Source organism: Streptomyces sp. NBC_01210 (assembly GCF_036010325.1).
Taxonomy (GTDB): Bacteria; Actinomycetota; Actinomycetes; order Streptomycetales; family Streptomycetaceae; genus Streptomyces.
Genome location: NZ_CP108549.1, coordinates 9,033,750 through 9,056,378, shown reverse-complemented (window position 1 = coordinate 9,056,378; position 22,629 = coordinate 9,033,750). Strand labels below are relative to the sequence as shown.

The following is a 22,629-nucleotide window of genomic DNA, read 5'->3' as shown; positions in this document are numbered from 1 at the left end:
CAGCGGCGATGCCCACGCCTGACCAGCACCGCACCTGTCCGGTGACCCCGGCAGTGGAACAACTTCGTCTGTCAGTCCAGCCCTCTAAGCTCGAATCGGACACGGGCGCTGTGGGCCGGCAGAACGGTTAGAGGACGGCAGTGACGGAAAACGACGGCAGAGCACACAACTGGCAGAGCATCCGGGAATGGGACGGAAGCCAGCATCGCGCCTTTGAAGAACTGTGCTTCCAGCTCCGTACGCCAGCGCCTCCAGGCTGGGAGACGATCAAGACAGCTGCTCCGGACGGCGGTGTCGAATGGTACGACCAGGCACCCGACGGCAGCGCCGCACACGGGTACCAGGTCAAGTTCGTCCAGCGCATCGAGGACTTGCTCCCTCAGGCGAGGAAGAGTGCCAGGACGGTCGGCGAGAACATCGCCCACCGCAAGATCGTCCGGCTTGAGTTCCTGACGCCCTTCGACCTCTCCGACCCCACCCCTTTCACCCCGAGCGGGAAGCCGCGTACCGGCGCACGGGAGCGGTGGAACATCCACATCGCCAAGTGGAAGGAACTGCCTGGTCTCGCCGGTGTCGACATCCGCTACGTCGGTGGTGGCGAACTGCTGGAGCGCCTGACCCGGCCAGGTAACGAGGGACGCCAGTGGTTCTTCTTCGAAAAACGCGTACTGGGCACAGAGTGGTTCCGGGAACAGGTCACACTTGCTGAGCGTCTGGCCGAGTCGCGGTACACGCCCGAACATCACGTGGCGTTGCCACTGGCTCAGGTGGCGGACGCGTGCGCCCTGCCACAGGAATTCCTGCGGCAATTCGTCCAGCGGGCCCGGGACCTGCGGGCCGTTGTCGAGACACTCCTGGCCGAGATGACGTGGTGGCTTGACCGCTATCCCGCGCCGGACAGCAGTCCAGCGCACGAAGCGCTGTCGCAGTGGGTGCGGTTGTGGACGCCTCCGCTGCGGGAGGGCGCGGACGCTTTGGTCCAGGACCTGTCTGCGGCATCCGCGGGTTCTGGTTTCCCCGCCGAGCAGGCAGCTGCTGTGGCTGAGGACATGCTGGATCGGCTGGGTGAATTCAGCAGCTTGGCCGACCGGTTCGCCGGGGAACCGGCCGGGAGCGGTGACGTTCCGGCACCGCCTCGGTCGCAGCCGCGCACAAGCCGCGTCCGGACAGCGTCCGAGAGCGTGGAGTCGATGTGCGAGGGTCCTCTCGCTCGTGCCAGCAACGCCTGCGAGCAGGTACTGGCCCTGCTGCGGGGCAGCGCTGCCCAGGCAGCGGAGAAGGGAGCGTGGCTGCTGCTGGGGGAAGCCGGCCAGGGCAAGACGCATCTGCTGGTCGATGCCGCGCGAAGGGCTGTGGACGAAGGCCGGCCGGCGCTGGTGGTGTTCGGGCAGGAGCTCAGCGGGCACAGGACCTTGAGCGAGATCGCGCAGAGGTGCGGGCTGGGCCAGCTGCCCGAGCGGGACTTCCTCCAGGCGATGGACGCGGCGGGCGCGGCCAGCGGATGCCGCTTCCTGTTGATCATCGATGCCCTCAATGACTCCGCCGATGCCGGGCACTGGAAGAGTGAACTGCTCGCTCTCCAGGGGCATCTGGCCGGGTACCGGCACATCGCTCTGGCGGTGTCCTGCCGTTCGACCTTCAGTTCCCTCGTGGTGCCGGACCGTTTCAACGGGCCGGCTTCGGTGCACTCCGGCTTCGCGGGCCGGGAGATGGAAGGCCTTGAGAGCTACCTTCGGGGGAATCCGGCTGCTCTTCCCAACACGCCCCTGCTTGCCTCGGTCTTCACCAACCCGCTGTTCGTGAAGCTGTACGCGGACAGTCTGAGCAGGAGCCAGAACCAGAGTACAGCTGGCTCGGGCGGCCGTCCGCGTGACCGTAGCGCGGTGTTCGACGCCTATGTCGATCACCGGGCGGAAGCCATCTGTACCCGGCTGGGGCTGGACCCTCTTGAGCGGCCCGTGCACCGTGCGGTAGATGCTCTTGCCTCCCACATGGCCGCCGAACACCTTTCCGTGCTTCCGCGTGGCGAGGCCCGTGACCTTGCCGACGCCTGCGCGCCTGCGGCCACGGCATGGCCGGACACCATGCTCGGGCAGCTCCTCGCTCAGGGCATCGTGTCCAACGAGCGGACCTACGGGGCCGAGGCCGGTATCGGCATCGGTTTCCCCTACCAGGCATTCAGCGACGACCGCGTCGTGCGGTCGGTCTTCGCTGCCCACCAGGACGAGATCGAGTCGCTCCGTCAGGGCCGGCAACTGGCCGCCGACTCCCCTCTGCGGAACTGGTTGCGTGAGGCCGCCCCGAACTATCAGGAGGCCGCGTCGATTCTCCTGCCCGAGCAGGCCGGCACGGAGCTCATCGACCTCCTGGCTTCCCCTCCCGGGCCCACGACAGACACATCCGGGCCCGACGGCCGTGCGGACATGCAGCACTATCTGCTGGCCCGGAGCTTTTTGGAAACGCTTCCCCTGCGCAGCACACGGAGCGTCAACGAACGCACCATCGCGCTCCTCAACGAGACGGCCGCCCGTCACGGACGCAACTCCGACGTGCTGGAGGCTGTCCTGGCGGTCACCGCGGAGCCGGGGCATCTGCTGAACGCCGACCGTCTCCACCAGGTGCTGGCGAGAAGGCCGCGGCCCGAACGCGACGCATGGTGGGGTGTCGAGACTTACCCGATGGTGTGGGACGTCACAGCACTGCACCGGCTGCTGCGCTGGGCCGAGCAGTACCCCACCCCTCAGGATCTCCACCCCGCGTCCCGTCCGGCCCGACCCCGGCTCGGGGCCCGGACAGGCCGGCCCGTGACAGCACCTGGCGGCACCGAGGAAGTGGCCCGGCTGGCGGCCACGACGCTTATTTGGGCCCTCACGTCCTCCAACCGGTTCCTCCGGGACCGTGCGACCAAAGCCCTCGTGCAACTACTTCTGTCGCACGGGGACGTTCTCGTGTCTCTCCTGGACAGATTCCTGCACGAGGACGCCGAGAAGGTGGACGATCCCTACCTCTTCGAGCGCCTGGTGTGGGTCGCGTACGGGGTGGTGGCCCGGCGTGGCGGGAGCGAGTGGCAGCGCGGCCTCCTGGGGCAGGTCGCGCGGCGGATCACCGAGTACGTCTACGGTGATACCGGTTCGCCCGCGCACGCCTCGAGGAACGCGCTGCTGTGCGATGCGGCTACCCGCATCGTCACCATGGCGCACGGCGCAGGGGTCATCACTGACGAAGAAGCTGGGGTGGTCAGGCATCCGCATGCCTGCCCGGACATCGGGCAGCCCCCTGCGGAGGAGGATCTCGACGATCTCTTCCCACGGCGGGAGGAGGACAGGCCCCTGTGGGGATCGATTCGCTCGTCCCTGTCATCGCTGGGGGACTTCGCGGACTACGAAGTCCGTCCGGCCGTCCGCCACTTCAGCATGCTGCCTCTGGCGTCCGGTTATCCCCGCCGGCCATCGTGGCAGCGCCGCGATGATCCGGTCGCGGTGGACACCGACCGTATTCCGGCTTTCGCAGAAAGCCTCCCGGAGTCCGTCCGGCCTGCCCTGAGCACGTCGGCCGCGGTCGCGCAGCTCCTCACCGGGTGGAAGGCGCAGCAGGTCCTCGACCAGGACCAGTACGCGCTGCTGCGGGACTGCCGGGTGCCGCCGGCCGACGACGAACGCCTCGCTGAAACCGAGGTGGACGCGGCGTGGGCCGCGAGGTGGGTGCTCGCCCGCGTCGCCGACCTTGGATGGTCTCCTGAGCTCTTCGCCGAATTCGACACTACCCGTGGACGCATGTCCGGCGGCCGCCAGTCCCACAAGGGCGAACGGATCGGCAAGAAGTACCAGTGGATGGCCCTCCACGAGTTGGTGGAGCGGCTGGCGAACCACCGTCACCCCCACCGGACCTCTGAGCACGACGCCGCCCAATACGAGGGAGCGGCACGGCTGTACCTGCTCGACATCGATCCCTCCCTTCCTCCGGCCCGGCACCCGTTCGACGCTGCCGACGACGCAAGCGGCCACAGCGAAGCGGACAACGCAACCTTTCCGCCCGCCGACCCTGCGCACCCTCTCGCACCGCCTGCCCCGGCACTGCCTGACGACGACGGTATCGACGAGTGGATCAGCCATCCGAACAACCTGCCCGGTCTCGAGGAACTGGGTGTCCGGACCGACGGCCAGGGCAGGGAGTGGGTCGTGCTCGACGAACAGGCCATGGATGACCACGACGGCCGAGGCTGGAGCATCACCCATGGACAGGCTGAGCAGTGGCACCGCATCACGAGCTGGACCGTTTCCGACGACCAGTTCACCAGCCTGCTCACATGGCTCAAGGGCCGCTCCCTCACGAACCGGCTGATGCCCGAAGGACCCGACCGCCACAGCCTCCTGTTCGCCGACTTCCCCACCGTGCCTGGCCCCTGGACGGACCCTGAACCCGATACCTGGCACGTGAGTACGTTCCAGTACCCGGACCAAGAACCCGGTCCCGACAGGCCGGATGGCCTCGATGGTCCAGACGATGACGACGACCTGGCCACGCCGGAGACAACCCCCGCACCAGCTGCTGCCGCCGAGCCCGTCGACGCCCTCGCCATCTGGAGGGAGAAGAGAGAAACGAAGCGAACCGAGTCCCTCGCCGACCTCGCAGAGCAGTGGGCGGACGGCCCCGTCGACGACGAGGACAACTGGCTGGAGCGCACCCTCGCCGCACAGCCGCAAGCCCAGATCGACCGCGCCGCGGACCCCGCCGGGCAACCCGTAACGGCTGTCCCGACCACCCAGACCTACAGCTGGGGTGCACAAAGCTCCGACTGCTCCCTCGACGCATCCGTATCCGTGACGCTGCTCAATGACCCGCTCCTGAGAGACAGCGGACTCCAACGGGACCCCGACCGCCCCCTCTGGTACGACACCGACGGGCGGCTCCAGGTGCGGTACCTGTCGTGGGACCGCCCAACCGGCACGGCCCACAGCCTCCTTGTCTCCCGGGAGTGGCTCGAGCAGCGGCTCCAACGAAGCGGCCACTGCCTGGTCCAGGGGATGCGCGGCGAACGGCAGACTGTCACACCCGAACACCCCCGGATCTGGAGGGAGTTCAGCCAGACGGCGGGCCACGCCGCAGATGGGCAACGGACACCGGGAACAAGCGTCACCACGCTCAGGAGAAGCCTCAGATAGCGGAGAAACAGCCGAGCAGGGCTGCCGCGCAGAGATCCGATCCTGCTGAGGACGGATCCTAGCTTGGCGGGGTGCCGTCGGGGTGCTCGTGGATCCAGGAGAGGCCGCCGAGGTCGAGGCAGCGGCGGGTGCGGGTGACGGCGACATAGGCGAGACGTGCTTCGCTGTCGCTGATCGGTCCGGGTACAGGGCGGCCGGTGTCGTCGTGCTCATCGGTGTCCTTCGGAGGGGTGAAGTCGTCGGCGATCTTCACGCAGGGCCATTCACGGCCTTTGGCCTTGTGGGCCGTCGACACGGTCACCTCGGCCTGTTGCTCCGGCGTGAGGTGAGCGAGGGCGGCCAGGATGGCGTCGGTGCCGTGGGTGTCGACGAGATCGACCAGCGGCTGCAGGTCGCGTCCGGCCGGGTCGTGGGCGGCGTAGTCCTGCAGTTCGCCCCAGGAGGGGAACAGCACCAGTTCGGGGTGGGAGGTGCGGCGGCCCTCCTTGAGGTCGCGGGCGGCCAGGGCCAGGGCGCGCAGGCTGTCCCCTCCCCCGGCCAGCCCCACCCGGTGTCCGGCGGCCAGCAGGTCCATGACGTGGGCCATGGCGCCGACGTTGGTGCGGCACAGCACGGCGTCGGGCCGGACGAGGTGCCCGAGTTCGGTGGGCACCTCGGGGGTGCCGGTCAGGCGGATCGGTGCCTGCGCGATGGCCAGCCAGCGGTTGGCCTCCTGGGCCAGGTGGGGGCCGAAGCGGAAGGACTGCGACAGGGCGAGCTGGGTGCCGTCGAAGCCGGTCATGATGTCTTTGGCGCCGCGCCATTGGTAGATGGCCTGGGCGGAGTCGCCGACCATGACCAGTTGGGCGTGGCCGCGCTGGTCGAGGAAGATCTGCTCGACGACGGGGTTGGTGTCCTGGGCCTCGTCCAGTAGCAAGAAGTCTGTGTTGATCTTCGGCTGGCTGAGGGCCCAGATCTTCAGGTAGTGGTCGTGGTCGAAGCGCACGGCCCCGTCGTCGGGGTGCTGCAGGTCGGCCCATGCCTTCTCGGCGAACGGCACGATGTGGGCAGCGAGTTGGGTGTGCAGGTCCTTGTCCTCCAGACCGCGCAGGCGGGGGACGTGATGGCGGGTGATCGTCTCATCAGCGGTGTGGCAGAAGCCGGCCACGGTGCGCAGCGTGGCGTTGGAGAGAGTCTTTTGTGAGAGGTCGCGTTCGCCGATGCGGACCGGCTTGGTGATGCCGAGGGCCTGCCCGGTCTGCCAGGCCGGGCGGCGGGGTGCGTTCAGGCGACAGGTGTAGCGGTGGCCGACGGCCGCGTAGGCCAGGGCATGGGCGGTCTTGCACTGCACGGTGTCGGGGAAGCGGGTGCGTGCGTCCTGGGCGATGGCCCGGTTGTAGGCGAGGTAGCGGCCGCGGCGTTTGGTGGTGCGGGCGAGCAGGGCCAGGGTGGTGGTCTTGCCGGTACCCGCGCCGGCCTGCAGGGCGAGGTGCTGGCCGGCGTGGAAGGCGTCGGCCGCGGCCGTCTGTTCGTCGGTCGGGTTCATGCGGGGGCTGCTCCGGGGGTGCGGGTCAGGGCGTGGCCGACGGCTGCCAGGAGGTGTGCGGCCGTGGTGCCGGCGAGCAGTTGCTGCACGGCCCGGTCGAGCCGGTCGGCCTCGTCGCTGGCGTGCTGGGCCAGTGCGCGGTGCAGGGCCAGTTTCACGAAGAGTTCCGGGCTCTGCCGCGTTTCATGGGCGGCCTGGCGGATCGTGGCGTGGACGGCGGGCGGAAAGGCGAGGTTGAGCAGGACCTGCCCGTCGGCGTCCGGGTAGTGGGTGGTGATCACGTCCACGGGGAGTCGAGGGGCGAGGCGCTGGCGCAGCCGGTGTGCGGCGCGGCCGGGGGTTTTGGCGCGTACGAGGGTCATGAGGCGGGTGGTGTCGTGGTTGGTCGCGAGCGGCAGCACGCGGGCGGCGTCACGGAGCTCAGCCGGGGCCAGGGGGCGGGTCAGGAGGATTTCCAGGGCGTGGTGCGGCATCGTCAACTCTCTCCACTGCCGTGTACCGGCGGGTATGGCAGGCCGGTACGCAGGTGCTTGGCGTGCAGGAGGGGATCGAAGACCTGCCATCCGGCCAGGGCCAGGTCGGCGGCGCCGCGGGTGGTGGCGTGCGCAGGACAGCGCTGGACACGCCAGCGACGTTGTTCGGCAGGGGGCAACTGGCTGAGGTCGTAGACGGCCGCCGTCTGCTCGGGCAGGGCGAGTTGGCCGAGTCGGCGGCCGATAGGCAGCAGCCTCCACGATCCGGGCGGGGCGTCCGGGGCCAGGACGGGACGGAGGCAGCGGTGTCGGTGGCTCGTCTGGGCTACGCAGCGGATGGCCTCCAGGGGGCCGTCGGCGAGGTAGTGGCCCAGCAGCATCCGCACGACCGGGCGGTCGGGGCCGTCAGGCGCTGCACTGGTGGGGGCAGCCGTGGGAGTGGTGAAGACACCGGTGTCGATCAGGCGACGGGTTCGTACGGCGAGTTGGCGGCGTACCGACTTGAGGGGTGGGCTGATCCGGCAGATGGGCGTGCGCTGCGGGCAGAGCACGGCGTGCGGAATGCGGCACCATGCGCTGCCGTCGCTGTGCGGGTGGGCAATGCCGGAGCTCAGGTGCCAGTGGCAGGGGGCAGGGACGTGGGCGGTGGCCAGTTCGGCGGGATGCAAGGCGATGGGCCGCCCGTCGGCACGCGGGTAGAGGTCGATGCGGTTGCCGCAGTGGCGGCAGCGGCCGCTCTGACCGGCGCGCAGCAGGCGGCTGGGGCTGGTGGCGGCCACCCGCAGCGGACGGCGCGCCGGGGCGGTGCGGGGGCTGCCGTCCCAGTGGCAGCCGGAGGCGGAGTTGGAGCGCATGGCGAGGACCGTGCCAGGCGACACGCCCCGAGGGCGGGGCTGGCGGGCGGGCAGTCCCCCGGGCAGCCCAGCGCTATCGAACAGCGACACGGTTCGGCGAGTATGCGTTCTATGCATACTCGCCAGTTCGGGTGATCTGCGCGGCGCGCCAAGCCTGACGCGACCGAAGTCAGGCGCCCTTGGGCCCGGGTGGGGTGTGGTCGTCGCAGAGCGGGCCGAGCAGCTGCTCGATGGGGACATCGAAGGCGTGCGCGAGGGCGTGCCAGGTGGTGACGGTGCCGACGGCTCGGCCGTGTTCGAGGTCGATCAGCGTGCGCCGGGCCAGGCCGCTGCGGCCGGCAAGTTCATCAAAGGTCCACCCGCGCGCGTTCCTCAGCCGCGCCAGCGTCACACGCAGGGCGTCGCGGTCCGGGTCGGGCGGCAAGATCGTCACCCCACCATCCGACGGTGCAGACACCTGCCCTGTCAGTGCGGATTTCTGCACTATCAGTGCAGGTAGGCGCGCCGAGCCCACGCTGCGCGAGTGCAGAGATCTGCACTACGGTGGCGGCGGCTCCCGCGTGCGTACCGGGAGACCACCGCACGAGGCCGACGCGGACCAAACCGGAGGGACAACGAGCCGATGCGGCTTGCCAGCACACACGCCACAGTGCAGCGCATCTGGACAGTGCGCCTGCGCCCGCAGACGGGCGGACCGGCCCTGACCTGCCCCCGCTGCGCACACAGCCCCGTCCTGCCTGCCGCCTCCGCCCGCTCGGCCGCCCTCACCCATCTGGCCCGCCACGCCCGCGCCGACACGCTGCCCGGACACCTGCGCACCTGCCAGTGCCGGACGAGAGGCTGCCACTGGCACCCCCGCCACCGCGGCTGCGCGGGACCCGTCCTGCTCGCCCTGACCTGCGACCGCAGCGGCCGCACGTGGCGGCTGGCCGATGCCTGCGCCGCCTGCGCGGCAGCAATGAGCCACACCGCCGTCGTACCGCCCACCCTGCTCGCCACCGGCCCCGTCCGGCCGACGCCCAGCACGTCGCGCTCTGCGCGCACCACGCCTCCGTTCGGCCCGGCAGAACAGCAGCGCGTACGCGAAATGCTCACCTACCTCGCCACAGCACTGCCCCGCTTCTCCTCCCCCGCCGCCCGGCTGCTCGCCCTGCAGTGCGCGCTGCGCGCAGACCACCACGGGCAGATCCGCCTGCCCCACGGGTTCCTGCGCGGCATGCGGCTGCACGGTCGCGCGGAGCTGTGGCTCGAACTGGAGCACCCCGGCTGGCTGCACCGCCCCAGACGCAGATGCTCCCCCATCCAGGCTCAGCTGCTGGACGCCGCCGTCCTCCACCAGGCACCCGGACGCACCGCGCGCATCCGCGCCGCCCAATGGGCCCTGCACCCCGCCCCGCTGGCCGTCTCGCCCGCTCTGCCCTCCGCCCTGCGGCTGACCGCACTCGCCCTGGCCGCCCACAGCACTGCTGAGGCGGGCGGGGGCGAACTCGAGGCCCTCACCCGCCAATGCGGGCAGCCGCCCCAGCAGCTGGAGGACCTCCTCGACCAGCTGGTCCGTGCCCGCCTCGTGACCACCTGGCACCACCATCACGACAGCGACGAGGTCCGGTGGGAGCTGCCCGCGCACTCTCCGCCCAGCGAAGGCGTCACCCAAGAGGCCGGTGGGTAAAGGCGGCACGGTGGCCCGTATACCTGGCCCCGGCCATCCTGCCGCTGCGCGTGCCGGAGGGGCACCTCCTCAGCGCTTGCTCCGCTGCTGTCTCAGCGGTGTGCCCGGCGCAGATACATCGGCAGGACGGTGCGCATGAGCTGTTCGCCCCGGATGGTGATGGCCTCGAAGTCGCTGTGGGCCATGGCGGCGAAGTTGGTCGGGTAGCCGGCGACCGCGCTGCGCGGGACGAGGTCGGCGGGCGGTGCGGGCAGGCGTTCGTCCTTCATGCCGAGGTATGCGAGGGCGAAGCAGTCGATGCGTCCGCTCACCGCCCACTCGTGCAGGCGGGAGCGGGCGGAGTCCTGTGACTTGCGGTGGACGGTGGCGAAGGAGCGGCTGAGGCGTCCGGGCATGAAGTGCGGTGCCTTCAGGGCGAGTTCGCCCAGGCCGGCGTCGCAGGCGATGATGAAAGGTACGTCGTAGACGTGCTGGGTGTGGTCCGGTGAGCGTCCGGGCTCGAGGACGGACAGGCCGAGGTTGTCGTAGACACCGCCGTCGGTGAGCAGCACGGTGTGCTGCTGCTGGTGTCCGTCGCGGTGCTGGAAGGTGAAGGTGCGTTCCAGGGCCGGCAGGAGCGCGGGGTAGGCGGCAGACGCGGCGACGGCGGTGGCGACGTGGATGGGTTCGGTGATGGTGCCGTAGCGGGAGCAGCCGCTACGGGTGCTGCCGAAGCGGACGGCGTTGGTGGTGGCCAGGTCGGTGGCGGTGAGGACGACGTCGAGGCCGGTGTGGGTGACGTCGGCCATGGTCTGGGTGCCGAACGCCTTGTGGGTGAGGACGGCGGCCAGGGCGTCGGTGCGGTTGGCGGGGCGGGCGACGCTGACGCCGCTGTGGCGGGGGAACAGTCCGCGGGTGCCTGCGCGGGCGGCCGCGGTGAGGTTGCGCACGGCTGCGGAGGGCTTGAACGCCTGTCGTGCGATTTCCAGTTGGAGGCCTGAACGCAGCAGGTCGGTGGTACGAGCGTCGAAGTCGGCGAAGTCTGGCGGGCCGTAGGCCCACAGGGCGGCGAGGAGGGAGCCGCCGGAGATGCCGGAGACGACGCGGATGCGGTCGAGGAGATCGCGGTCGTTAAGGGCGCGCAGGCAGCCGAGGTGGAAGGCGGCGGCGCGGGAGCCGCCGCCGGACAGGGCGAGGCCGATGGTGCGGGTCATGGGCGAGCCTTGCGTGGGAAGGGAACGGGGCCGTGGGGGCGGGTGGCGTAGCCGCCGGGCCACCACGTCACAGGGCCGAGGTGGACGGGTGGTTGCGGCGAGAGCGGCTCGGTCGCGGCGGAGGCGGTGCGGGTGGCGAGGTGGGCGTAGAGGTCGGGGCCGTCACCGGTGGCGAGCCACTTGTGCCAGACGGGCTCCGGTCCTCCGGCGATGAGGACGAGGGCGCGGGCGGGGGCGTCGTCCAGTGGCAGGGTGAGGCTGGTCATGGCGGCGCGGTCGGTGGCACTGGGCTGCGCGGCGGTGTGCGGGTGGGTGTGCCACATGCCCAGGAAGCGGCTGCTGTTGCCGGTCGCCTCCCGGCGGGCGGCGAGGTGAGCGCCGACACCGTCCAGGCCGTGCCGGAAGTAGGTCTCAGTCAGCAGGGAGTCAGGGGGCGGGCCGGTGGCCTCGTCGACGAAGATCACGCCGGTGGCGTCGTCGACGATGCCGAGCAGGGTCCCGCCGGTTTCCACGCGCGGGCCCCTCACACGGGCGCCCCGGCGGGCTTCCGCGCGCATCTCAGCGAGTGCGGCGGGGGTGATGCGTACGTCATAGCCGGTGGCCTTGTCCGTGACGAGGGTGTCGTTGGGCCATGTCAGCCAGCGCGGCCCGGCAGGCTGGGCGTCGGTGGGTCCAGCGGGCATGCGTACGATGAGCGTTGCCATGGTAGGCCGGTCGGCGGGGTGGGCCAGGGCGTGGAGGATGCCGGTCACCAGTTGTCCGGCCAGTGCGGTTACGTCGGCGGCCGAGCCGGTGAAGGTGGCGTCCGAGCAGCCGGGTTCGGGCTGGAAGAGCTCCGTACGGGGCTGGGTGGGGAAGAAGTCCTCGATCAGGTCGTCGAAGGTGTGCGTGATGTCGGTGTGCGCGGCCAGCGCGGTGCGGCGCAGGACGTCGGCTCCGCCGCCGGTGGCACCGTAGGACGAGAGGGCGGCGATGCCGCGGGTGGCGTGGTGGCCGATCATCAGCGTGGCCAGGTGGGGCCAGGGGATGGCATCGGTGCGGCGGGCGCGTTCGAGGTGGGCACGGACGATGCGGTTGGCGGTACAGTCCCAGATCAGGTCGAAGGTGTGCAGGTCGAGTTCGGACAGCCGGTTGGTGATGTCGCCGACGAGTGCTTCGACATGGGTGTGGTGGGGGTCGATCCGGTTGAGGCGGTCGGCCAGGACTCTCGCCTTGGAGCGGCCGATGTCGGCGTCCGCGTAGGGCTGGCGGGCCAGGATGCCCGGGTGGACGAGCGCCTGGTCGGCGACGGTGATGTGCGAGGCGCCGGCGCGTGCGCACATGTCGGCGACGGGGGCTCCCAGGGCGCCCGCGCCCAGGACGAGGATGCGCTTGCCCCGCAGCCAGGCTGCAGGGGTGGCGTGGTCGCGGCGGACGGTGACTTCGGGGCGGGCCTCGTAGATGCGCATCCACCGGGTGGGCAGACGGTCGAGCCACTCGGTGCCGAACTGGATGACCTCGTCGCCGAGTTCGGCCAGGTACGGGCGGCCGCTGAAGGCGGTGTCGGCGGCCAGGCGCCCGATCCGGTCGGCGAAGTCGGGCAGGTGCCAGGCCACCAGGTGTGTCTGGCGTGGGCCGTCGCCGGCGATCCCCCGGGAGGGGGTGCCCAGCAGCAGGTGTACCGGCGCGGCCGGGGTGTCCTCGTCGTCCTCGTCCGGCGCGTCGCCGTCGGGGTGGAGCAGGGTGCGGTTGTGGTCCGCGACGAATCCCGTCAGCCCCAGTAGCAGGCGTGGCGTGATGTGGTCGCGGGCCAGGGCATCGACCAGGTCCCGCGCGGTGAGCGGGTATTCGAACGTCAGGTGCTTCGTGGTGACGACGGCGGGGGCGAGGAACGCGCGGGCCCCGGCCGGGAGCGCGGCGGTCTGCCGCAGCTGCTCCAGGGTGGCGGGCCAGGGGTCCTCGACGGCAAGCCAGCCCACCACGTCGCTTCTCGTGTCGTCGACCTGGTGCAGCACGGCGGCGCCCAGCCACGGCCCGTCCGGCAGTGCGACGGGCGCGTCGCGGCGGATCACGAGGAGTCCCGCCGTGTGGTCGGTCAGGGCGTTCGGGGGGTGCAGGGGTTCGCCGGGCCGGTCCAGTTCTCCCGCGGCGCCCGCCTCGAACCAGTCCAGGAGGCGGTTGATGAACCCGTACATGCCGTCGGCCGGATCCCACTCGGTCGCCGTCGAGCGGTACAGGCACAGGTGGCGGCCCCAGTTGACGTGCGGGGCACCGGCGAAGCGGGTGTGCCGAGTCCGCACGCTGGGGGCGGCGAAGGGAAAGTTCGGGGGGATCAGCAAGGTGACCGCCTCGACACTGCGCAGCCGCAGACCGCCCTGGGTACGCGACAGGTTGGCGCAGCCGACGCTGATGCGGGCCTCGACGTACCCGGACCGGCCGGTGGCGGCGGTCACGTGCGTGGCCGCCATCGATCCTTGGGAGGCCTGGACGATCCGGTGGAGCTGGTCGAGGGCGAGCTGCTGGCCTTCAGTGAGTTCCAGGGTGGTGCTGTCCTTCACGCGGCACCGAATCCGATCTGTACCGCCGGCTCGGCCTTGTCACCCCTGGCCTGCTGCACACCGGCGCGGGCTGCGTCCGTACCGTGCTGGTGCGGCAGGCCAGCTGCGGCGGTGAAAGAAGCGGCCGGGAAGCGGGTGGTGCCGAGCGCGGCCAGCAGCCGTCGGCCGCCGCCTGCGGCGTGCAGCACCTGGGCCTTGTTCTCCAGGTCGGTGACGTCCACGAGTTCCAGCCCCAGGCCGGGCTCCAGGGCGAAGACCACCGGACGGGGTTCGTCTTTGGAGGGGTACTCCCCCGTGCACAGCACCGTGTAGTCGGTGATCGACTCGTACGCATTGCGGGCCAGCAGGTGCGGCGGATTGTTGCCCTTCTCGTCCTTGTCTCGGAAGGGAAGCGAGCTGGCGATCACCCGCGCGTCCGGGCTGGCATGCGCCTGGAGCTGGTCGAGGACGTCCTGCTTGAGTTCTTCCTCGCCGTCCTCGCCCTCGGCGTACATGGCCTTCTTGGAGCAGTGGTGCGGGGAGAGCAGCACGTCCCACTCCACCCGGTCCGAGTTGCCTGCGGCCTCACTGTTCTCGAAGATCATCTTGATGATGGGATAGGCGAGGTCGCCCAGGAACAGCAGTCGGCCAACTGTGCCGTCGTCGGCCTTCAGCTGCACTTGCAGGGCCAAGGATGTGTCGTTGCGGTCACCGGCGCAGTTGTCCTTGAACGGTGCATGGACGAACGCCTCGAAGCGGTCCGCGACGTCCTCGCCGTCGACCTGGGTGATCACATCGCCGGGGAACGTGAAGTACTCGTCGGGCAGTTCAGCATAGGAGTGCAGTTCGCGGTCCTCGTCATAGCCGATGATGCGCACCCGGTCTCCGCTGGCAGGCTCCTTGCCGTCCTTGACGGCCTTGAGGGTGGCGTCCACGCGCCGCTCGACCTCGTCCTGGAAGCGTTGCGCGTCCTCGCACATCGGCTTGTCCTCGGACAGTTCGCGCCACAGCCGGGGCGTCGCCCAGATCTCCCCGATCAGGATGGAGCTCTCCAGGAGGTCGCCGAAGCCGCAGCAGTGGTCCGAGTCGGCGTGGGTCAGGGCGAAGACCGCCAGGTAGGGCGTTTTGCCGTCGGGCTGCGGCAGGGTCTCCTCCAGCCGGTCAATGACGGCGGCGACCACCGCGTCGTCCTCGTCGGCGGCCTTCATATCCCGCAGGTCCACCTGCATGACCAGGTTGTCGCCCAGCACGATCGTGGTGGAGTCGCCCGTGCCCACCGGCCAGAACACCACCCCCTGCCCGGGCAGTTCCGTCTCGACCATGTCCTACCTCTTCACTCGATATTGATCAACTAGCGGGAAAAGCACATAAGTTCACTCCAGGGCCAGATCTACCACGCGCCACTGACAACGCCGCCGCGATCAGGCAGCGGAGCGTTCAGACGTTGGCCCACAGCCAGTTCGCCCGTGGCCTGGGGCCCGCTGCGACCCGCCGGTCGGTCAGCAGTGCCGGCGGGCCCGGAGACCTGGGCGCGCCCTCCGCGCCCACCCTCCTCGCGCCGACGGCGCCTTCAGCGTCGTCGCGGTCCTCGTCCGCGGCAGGGCGTCTCGTCTGCTCCTGGGCTCCGCGATCGTCGCCGCGAAGTCCTCGATCGAGTCGAACGCCCGGTAGACGGACACGAACCGCAGATGGACGACGAGACCGAGTTCCTGCAGCGGGCGAGTACGGTCACCACCACGTCGCGCGTGGCCAACTCGCCGTTTGCGGGGCGCGCGCGGCTTTCACGTTCCGCCGGCCGAGCCGGAAGGCTGGCTGCCGCTGGGGCCGCGCGCACCGGAGGCGGCACGGCCGACGCGCTCGTACTCGCCCCGGGACCGGGGCTGCTCAGCGGCGGGGAAGGGCCAAGAGGTTGTTGGTCCACACCCCGTCGGCGTGGGTCCGCAGGTACTTCTCGCCGCGCGGCGGGGGCACCACGGCGACCTCCGCCCGGTGCCCTCCTGCGTCGCTCGTGTAGGCCTGGCCCTTTTCGTCTTCGATCCAGGTGACGATCTCCGCCCGGGTGTTGTCGCCGGTCTTGGCGGTCGCCGGGTTGGTCCACCACAGGCGGGTGATGTGCTCGTGCGTGGTGCCGCCGGACAGGCGTACCGCGGTGATCTGGATGGCCATGGTGCTCGCTTCTGCCGGCCTTGCCCGACGGTTCTCCCGGAGCCGGCGCCGGGGTCCCGCCACCCCGGTGAGGGGTGTTTCGCCTGGGACGGACGACGTAACTCGCGGGTAGAGAAGCGGGGTTTCCTGAAGGTGCTGGCGGGGTGTCAGGAGCAGTCGAGGCAGCGGTCGGCGCCGTCGGCGAACATCGCGGGCGGATGCAGGGTGAAGCATCCCTGGCACAGGTGTTCGCTCACGCGTGCGGGGCATGAACAGCGGCCGCACTCGGGGCAGTTAGGGACGCGACAGACGGGACAGGCGGGGTCGAAGGAGCGGTACTCCTCGTCGCAGTGCTCGCAGATGTACTCGCCCGCCTGGGGGCCGGTGTCTTTCGTGGGTGGTGTGAAGGTGCGCCAGGGGGCTGAGTCGGTGACGAGGACGGCGACCAGATAGCCGTTCATCGGCGCGGTCTGCGCATGCAGTTCACGCCCCAAGATGCCGTCGCGGTAGCGGACCTGGGTGCGTCCGTCCGCGCGGCCCTGGCCGGCCCGGGCCTGGGCAATGGTGGGGATGTCGCCCTGGAAGCTGCCGCGCCGCAGCGGCGGGAGGCCGTGGGAGGCCGCGAAGACGACCTGTCCTCCGGTGTCGAGGAGGAGGATGTGTCCGGGGGCGGGCAGGTGCTGGACGGCACGGACGCACACCGCCATGCGGGAGGCGCCGCTGGCGCGCCACAGCTCCACGATGTCGGGGGCGGTGGGGCCGGCGGCATCCAGGTGGTGGTCGACGAGCGGGGTGGGCAGCAGGATCTCGGCGGCGAAGGTGTCGCAGGCCGCGTCCTCCAGCAGCAGGCCGCCATCGGACTGGCTCTCGAAGGCCGCCATCAGGTCGAAGCTGTTCTTCTGGAGGTGGTGGCCCAGCTCGTGCATGGCGGTGAAGTCCCGGCGGGCGCGGCTGGCTGCGTCGGCGACGGAGATCCGCGCAGGCGGCCCGAAGTCGTAGGCGCCCGCCACACTGCAGCGGGAACCGGTCCGGGCCTCGGGGACGAGGTCGACGGTCAGCTCCGGCCAGGTCTGCAGTTCGGTGAAGGCCGAGCGCGCCAGGCGCTGCGCTGCGCCCGGGGCGTGCGTCTCCAGTTCCGCCAGCATCGCGGTGGCCTGGTTACGTGCAGTGGCCGCGAGTATGTAGTTGACCACAGCTGACCTCGCTAGCGCAGATGGAGTTCGAAGTACCGGTCCGCTCTCGCACCCCAGTCGGCGGTGCTGCCTTCCTGGCGTGCCGCCAGGGCGTAGATGCCGAAGGCGGCGCGGCGGCGGGCGTCGGGCTCGCTCGTCGCGGTGCGGGTGGCGAGGGCGCATACCTGGGGGCGGCGCGACGGGCGGCTGAGCTCGTGGATCACGAGGGCGGGCAGGGCCGGATTGGCCGTCAAGACCTCGTCGGCACCGAGGCCGAGCGCTGCAGCAAGGGTTTCTGCCTGCTCGGGCGTGAGGGGCGCCTGTCCCCGCCACACCGCCAGTGCCTGGGGGGGCTGCAGATGCAGATGTGAGGCCAGCTGCTTGATGTTGATGCCTCGCCGCTGCAGCAGTTCGGGCAGGGCCCCCGATCCCTGCGGCGCCCAGCGTGCACCGCTCAGTTCGGCGAGGCTGTCGGCCAGGACGCCCCGGTACTCCGCCGCTGCGGCGGCCGGTCGCGGCGCGGCGCTCCCCCATGTCGCGCCCGGCGGCACCTCGTGCGGGAGGGCCGGGCCCGTGGAGGCGGGCAGCGGCACGGTCAACTGGCTGACCTGGCGGTCCAGCACGTACCAGGGCAAGGGCAGTCGCAGTCCCCACCACAGCGCCAGCGGCTGCTCAAGCGTGGAGGCGCCGGCGGGCAGCAGCAGCGTGTCCGTGTCGGCGAAGCGTTCCAAGGAGACCGGAATGGCGTGCACCGTGTCGTCGTCGACCGCCGTGATCACTACCAGCTGGATGGTGCGCTCCCACACGGCCCGCCAGATCTGGCCGGGTTCAGGATCCCGCGGCGGCGCGGTGGCGACCTCCCGGACGGCATCGGGCACCTTCAGCCCGGCCGCGGCGGCCACCAGCCGTTCGTAGGCGCCGCCCTGGGCAGGGTTCATCCTGCCTCCCCCTCTCCTCGGCTGTGATCCATCAGCGCATTCTCTTCCCACTAGATACGGACGACGTCACAGGGGCGACTCAGGGGGCGGATCCGCACAGCGCCGCAGCAGCGCTCCCACGACGGCCTCCCTGTCGTTGTCCTCGGACAGGGCAAGCAGGAGCTTTGCCTTCAGGCCTGCCAGGACAGCCCCGGCCTGCGCCTGTCTGATCTCCAGCAGTTGGGCTGCGTGATGGGCGTCTTCGTCCAGGTAGGGCAGCAGCAGGTGTTCGTTGGCGGTCAGCCGCTGCCAGATGTCCGCAGCGGCACCACCGGCGCCCGGGGTATCGGCCTCCGCCGCGCTCGCCTCGACCGGACCGGCGAGCGCCCCGTCGTCGGCATACAGAGGGGTGAAGCGGGCCGGCGACAGGAGCTCGAACCGGGACTCGAGGACCTTGGCCAGGTCCTCCTCCCGCACCGCCCCCCGGGCGTGGCACAGGACCTGCATCACGATGGCCATGAGGGCCCGGACCGTCTGCGCGGGGGTTGGGCCCGAATGATTCCAGCGGGTGATCCCCACCCCGCGTACGCGCCATGCCTCGGCGACGAGATCATCCGGATCACCCTGCCACACCGCGCCCTCGGGATGTTCGCTCAGCGCCCACCGCGGCGGAGGCCCCGGCATCCGGCGGAAGGACGCGTCGGCGCCCATCAGGCGGGCGATACGGCGCCGCAGCTTGCCCCGCGGGGTCTTCTTTGCCTCATCGATGAGGAAGTTCTTGATCGATGTGAGGAACAGCCGCTCCAGCGAGGCGTCGTCGGCAGCCAGGGCGAAGCAACTGGTCACGAACTGCTGCCCGGCACCCTCACGGATCAGCATGGCCGTGATCACCTCGTAAGCGGCGTCATCGTCCCACTCGGCGTACCCCTCGGGCGGGGGAAATCCCGACGACCGGCGGACCTGATGAACCAGACGTCGCAGCAGCTCGAACGTCTCCGGCCCCAACTGGCCCGTCTGTGACAGCTCTTCGTACGCTCCACCCGCCACCGGCTCACCCCCGACCCGCCTGGAGCCATACGGCTCCAGACTTCCTGCCTGCATACACCTGTCATCTCAGGCACGCCAGGCAACACGCCCAGGGGCGGCAGCAGGTGGTCGCCGCGGCGGGCCTCCTTGACCCGTTTCCTGGGACTGATCACGATGCAGAAGACGTTCAGCGGGCCGAAGTCGGCTGCGTAGCGGGCGAGTTCAACAGCCCAGCTCGGCGGGGCACCGCCCGGACACCGCCCTGTCGGCATCCTCGTGACAGATGGCGAGGTTGAGGCCCTGGACGCCTTCGCGGCGCCAGACCTGAGCGGCCCGCCCGCCTCTCCCCCTGTGACCGTGCGCCGGGAGCCTCCAGTGCCGCTCAGGAAGGGGGCACACGATTTCCCTTAACGCCAACTTGTTCACCCTTTCAGGCGTATCCGGCGGGCGGGGAAGTCCTCGCAGCAACGGCGTGGAGCAGCATGGGGATTCTGGGCTGCTGCGGCAGCGGTGATCGCCGGGAAGAGGCAGGGGGATGACCAGATGGCGGGAGCTTGGCTGTCCGGTCCCCGTCAGCCGCTGCCGGTACGGGGGAATCGGCGGCGGGCCGTTTCATCGGCCGACTGGCACACGCTCAGGGACTGGAGCTGGAGGAGTTGCCGGCCGGAGGGGTGTGCGGGGCCATGCGACGGCGCGGCAGGGGGTGGGTGGCGTGAGCGGGGTGGAGGCCCCCGGCTGCCTGCTGGAAGGTGAGGCGGTGCCGGGGGCGGGGCAGGGGGTCGTGGCTATGTACCGCGAGCCGTACGGGCCGGTGCACTCGTGCAGCGCGGCCGGGCTGCACGGGGTGGCGCTGGAGGAGTTCGGGCCGGTGAGTGAGCCGGTGCCCTACCGGGGCCGCAAGGGCATCATCACCTACTGGCCGGTGGCGACCCGGGAGCAGACCGTGGTGTGCAGCAGCCTGCGGCAGTGGCGGCTGGCGGTGGAGCTGGACTTCGATCCGGCCTGGGCAGCGTTCAGCGCCGGCCCGGTGGAACTGCGGTGGCGGGCGGGAGGCCGCCTTCGCCGGTGGCGCCCGGATTTCCTGGCGCGCACGGCCGATGGCATGCGTGAGGTGCTGGTGCTGAAGCCGCTTGAGCAGGAGAGCCTGCCCGCGGCGAGGCTTCAGGTGCTCGAGGAGGTGGCGTGGGCGGCCGGGTGGCGGGTGCGGCAGGTGCGTGAGCCGTCAGGGCTGCGCGGGCGCAACCTGGGATGGCTGGCCGGCTACCGGTTCCCCGCGGGTGACGAGGACGGCCAGGCGTGGGCGCTGCTGGAGGCGTTCAGGCAGCCGGCGGGTCTGCGAGCGGGGGTGGCGGCGAGCGGGCTGGACGAGTTGACGGGGCTGGACCTCGCTTACCGGATGCTCTGGCAGCGGCGGCTGCTGTTCGACGTCGCGCAGCCGCTGCTGCCCGATGCCTTGGCCTGGACGGCCTGAAGGACCGGAGGGGCGCATGGCGGGAACAGGTGAGGGCCGGTTTTCGGAGTCGCTGTCCACCGGGGCGCGGGTGCGCTGGCAGGAGCGCGAGTGGGAAGTGGTGGAATGGCAAGGGTCGCAGGTCACGCTGGTGGAGCAGGGCGGCGGGGAGGTGCCCCGGGCGGTGTCGTACCGGTGGCTGGTGGGCGCGGAGGACTTCGCCGTCGTCAGCGGCGGTGCGGCGCAGGTCGCCGGCGGCGCGGCCCTTGGCGGGTGGGGTCGGCAGGAGGGGCGGGAGGAGGAGACCGGGCTGTGGCAGGCGCGCATGGTGGAGATCGACACCGGTCTGGCACCGGGCCGAAGTGAGCATGCGCGGGGATTCGGGCCGGAAACGACGCTGGCCCAGCGGTGCGCCGCAATGTCGGCGCGGCTGGTCGCCGACGGCATCCGCTGCTCCGCCCACACCCTCGCCGACAAGCGGCGCAAATGGAAAGCGGCCGGGGAGAACCCAGCCGTCCTGCTGCCCGCGACGCGGGACAAACGGCCGGGGGGCTTCACCGACCCGCGGTGCCTGACCGCCATGCAGGAGGTAGTGGCCCGGCGCGCACACGAGTCGGACGTGACCATCGACCTGATCCGCGAGGAGGTCGAGGACCTGCTGCACTCGCGCTATGCCACCGAACTCGACGACCCGGCTGCCGTGGCGGCCCTGCTGCCCTCCCGTTCCACCTTCTACCTGAGGATGAAGGAGTCCGGTCTGGCCGAGGCGCTGGGCCAGCCCACGCGGGCCCGGGCCGCCCTGGCCTCCACCCCACCCCTGCCCCACGGCGGGCGCGAAGCCGTCCTGCGGCCGGGACAGGTCACCCAGGCCGACACCACACCGCTGCGGATCCTGGCCCGCGGCGACGACGGCCGGCCCACCGCCACGGAGCTGACCTCGCTGATCGACGTGGCCAACCACAGCATGTGCGCGCTGATGATCACGCCCAGCCGTCCCCAGGACACCGAGAGCGGACGGCCCGGCCAGGCGACCCGGGCGATCGACCTGACCCTGATGCTGGCGCAGGCCTTCGCACCCTGGCCGGTGATGCCCGGCTGGGACCCGCTGAGCGCGGCCGCCGCCTCCACCCTGCCCTTCGGGGCGCTGCGGGCGGCGGACGAGCGGTTCACCGAGGCCACCGCCGCCCGCCCGGTCATCCGCCCCGAACTGATCATCTACGACCAGGGCAGCCCTTATGTGAGCGAGCATTTCACCGAGGTCTGCGACCGGCTGCGCATCGCCCGCCGCCCGGCACGCAAGAGGACCCCGACCGACAAGCCGCTCGCCGAGAACTTCTTCACCACCCTCGCGCACCGCTTCAGCCAGCACGTACGGCACGGCTGGCAGGGCCGCAGCCACAAAAAACGCGGCCGCGGCATCGACCGCATGCCGCTGTTCACGATCGCCGAGCTCCAGCAGATGGCCCAGGAATGGGTGGCCTTGGAGTACCAGCAGACCCCCGATGCGGGGCTGCGCGATCCGTTCCGGCCCCACGTCGTGCTGTCCCCCAACGACATGTACGCCGTCCAGGTGGCCCGCAGCGGCTACCGGCCCATGCCGCTCTCCCCCGCCCAGAACCGCTTCTTCCTGCTGCCGCGGTGGGTCACCCCCGGCAAAGGCGGCTTCATGATCAGCTATCGGACCTATCAGCCCGTCGCGCAGGACGCCGGGCACTACCGGGAGATCCTTCTGCGCGGCGGCTCGAAGCTGCCCGGCGTAGGGGACAAATGGGAATGCCGCTTCAATCCCTACCGTCCCGAGCGGGTGTGGCTGTACGACCACACGGCCGACACCTGGGTGACCTGCGATTTCCGGCTGCGGCACCTGCTGCACGACCCGTGGACCGCGGACATGTGGCAGGAGCACGCCGAGCAGCACCGCGCTGCTGGCGGCAGCGAGCAGGACGAGGAAGCGATCGCCCTGGCGCAGCGCGACCGGCGCCGCCGCAGCCGCAGGCCGCCGCCCAAGCGCACGGGAGCCGAACCGCCCTTCCAGGGAATGGAGTTGGACACCGAGCAACCCTCCCAGGACCCCTACGCGGGCCTGGAGGAATTCGACCTGTCCACCCTGCGGCCCCGCCCGGCGCTGCCCATCTCCCCCATGGCGCCCCCGCCGGTGGCCGCCCCGGCAGCCCTGCCCGCAGGGGCGGCCACCGGCGGAGAACAGGAAGGCGGGCAGGCTCCGCACCCGCTCGCGGCCCTCTTCGTCGATGCCGACGCCTCCTGCGGCCCGCCCGACACCTCCGTCGCCGGGACACCGGCCGAGGCGTACGAGGTCGTCGACGCCGAACTCCTCGACGACCTCGGCTCCGGTGCGGACGGCGAGGACAGCGGCGAGGACGGCGAGGGTGTCATCGACGTGTGGGAGGTGGACATGCCTGGGGGCATGGAGCCGTGAACGACGAAGGCACAGGGCCGGACCGCGGGGTGCGCTCCTCGCGGTCCGGCCCTGTGGAGGGAATGAATCGGGAACCGTGTACGAGAGGGC

General features: G+C 70.9%; 15 protein-coding genes. 4 read left to right on the top strand and 11 right to left on the bottom strand.

The genetic code is table 11. The features are described 5' to 3' along the window. The first annotated feature begins 140 nt into the window (after window positions 1-140). Window positions 141-5,162, top strand: a complete 5,022-nt coding sequence (locus OG735_RS40930; RefSeq protein ID WP_327321074.1) for a hypothetical protein — start codon at window positions 141-143, stop codon at window positions 5,160-5,162. A 58-nt stretch (window positions 5,163-5,220) separates the two neighbouring features. On the opposite strand, the gene OG735_RS40925 is transcribed toward OG735_RS40930, so the two are convergent. From OG735_RS40925 to OG735_RS40910, 4 genes are all read right to left on the bottom strand, one after another. Further along, window positions 5,221-6,687, bottom strand: a complete 1,467-nt coding sequence (locus tag OG735_RS40925; protein ID WP_327321075.1) for a UvrD-helicase domain-containing protein — start codon at window positions 6,685-6,687, stop codon at window positions 5,221-5,223. Next, window positions 6,684-7,166 carry a hypothetical protein gene (locus OG735_RS40920; protein WP_327321076.1) on the bottom strand — a complete coding sequence of 161 codons (483 nt, stop codon included), beginning with the start codon at window positions 7,164-7,166 and terminating at the stop codon, window positions 6,684-6,686. The genes OG735_RS40925 and OG735_RS40920 overlap by 4 nt, the downstream gene beginning before the upstream one ends. Further along, window positions 7,163-8,014, bottom strand: a complete 852-nt coding sequence (locus OG735_RS40915) for a DUF6083 domain-containing protein (protein ID WP_327321077.1) — start codon at window positions 8,012-8,014, stop codon at window positions 7,163-7,165. Before OG735_RS40915 ends, OG735_RS40920 begins: the two co-directional genes overlap by 4 nt. A gap of 169 nt (window positions 8,015-8,183) precedes the next feature. After that, window positions 8,184-8,447: a helix-turn-helix transcriptional regulator gene (locus OG735_RS40910; RefSeq protein WP_327321078.1), complete on the bottom strand. Its 264-nt coding sequence runs from the start codon at window positions 8,445-8,447 to the stop codon at window positions 8,184-8,186. Between the two features lie 189 nt (window positions 8,448-8,636). On the opposite strand from OG735_RS40910, the gene OG735_RS40905 reads away from it, so the two are divergent. Next, window positions 8,637-9,683 carry a hypothetical protein gene (locus tag OG735_RS40905; RefSeq protein WP_327321079.1) on the top strand — a complete coding sequence of 349 codons (1,047 nt, stop codon included), beginning with the start codon at window positions 8,637-8,639 and terminating at the stop codon, window positions 9,681-9,683. A 92-nt stretch (window positions 9,684-9,775) separates the two neighbouring features. Here the strand turns inward: OG735_RS40905 and OG735_RS40900 are convergent, their stop codons facing one another. The 7 genes from OG735_RS40900 to OG735_RS40865 all read right to left on the bottom strand — a co-directional run bounded on the left by OG735_RS40900 (window position 9,776) and on the right by OG735_RS40865 (window position 18,673). Beyond that, window positions 9,776-10,876 (bottom strand): patatin-like phospholipase family protein, encoded by a 1,101-nt coding sequence (locus OG735_RS40900; RefSeq protein WP_327321080.1) that lies wholly within the window; start codon window positions 10,874-10,876, stop codon window positions 9,776-9,778. Then, window positions 10,873-13,413 carry a ThiF family adenylyltransferase gene (locus OG735_RS40895; RefSeq protein WP_327321081.1) on the bottom strand — a complete coding sequence of 847 codons (2,541 nt, stop codon included), beginning with the start codon at window positions 13,411-13,413 and terminating at the stop codon, window positions 10,873-10,875. The genes OG735_RS40900 and OG735_RS40895 overlap by 4 nt, the downstream gene beginning before the upstream one ends. Continuing rightward, a complete protein-coding gene (locus OG735_RS40890; protein ID WP_327321082.1) occupies window positions 13,410-14,714 on the bottom strand; it encodes a hypothetical protein in 1,305 nt (434 codons plus the stop codon). The genes OG735_RS40895 and OG735_RS40890 overlap by 4 nt, the downstream gene beginning before the upstream one ends. A gap of 562 nt (window positions 14,715-15,276) precedes the next feature. Further along, on the bottom strand, window positions 15,277-15,558 hold the full coding sequence (locus OG735_RS40880; RefSeq protein WP_327321083.1) for a DUF3892 domain-containing protein: 282 nt from the start codon (window positions 15,556-15,558) through the stop codon (window positions 15,277-15,279). A gap of 146 nt (window positions 15,559-15,704) precedes the next feature. Further along, entirely contained in the window at window positions 15,705-16,730 is a 1,026-nt protein-coding gene (locus OG735_RS40875; RefSeq protein ID WP_327321084.1) for an ImmA/IrrE family metallo-endopeptidase, read from the bottom strand. An 11-nt stretch (window positions 16,731-16,741) separates the two neighbouring features. Beyond that, on the bottom strand, window positions 16,742-17,647 hold the full coding sequence (locus OG735_RS40870) for a hypothetical protein (RefSeq protein WP_327321085.1): 906 nt from the start codon (window positions 17,645-17,647) through the stop codon (window positions 16,742-16,744). Between the two features lie 66 nt (window positions 17,648-17,713). After that, a complete protein-coding gene (locus OG735_RS40865; RefSeq protein ID WP_327321086.1) occupies window positions 17,714-18,673 on the bottom strand; it encodes a hypothetical protein in 960 nt (319 codons plus the stop codon). A gap of 691 nt (window positions 18,674-19,364) precedes the next feature. Between OG735_RS40865 and OG735_RS40860 the strand changes: the two genes are divergently transcribed. Next, window positions 19,365-20,123 carry a TnsA-like heteromeric transposase endonuclease subunit gene (locus tag OG735_RS40860; RefSeq protein WP_327321087.1) on the top strand — a complete coding sequence of 253 codons (759 nt, stop codon included), beginning with the start codon at window positions 19,365-19,367 and terminating at the stop codon, window positions 20,121-20,123. 16 nt (window positions 20,124-20,139) lie between these two features. After that, the gene (locus OG735_RS40855; protein ID WP_327321088.1) at window positions 20,140-22,539 is read left to right on the top strand and encodes a transposase; all 2,400 of its coding nucleotides are present in this window, start codon (window positions 20,140-20,142) and stop codon (window positions 22,537-22,539) included. Window positions 22,540-22,629 lie beyond the last annotated feature (90 nt).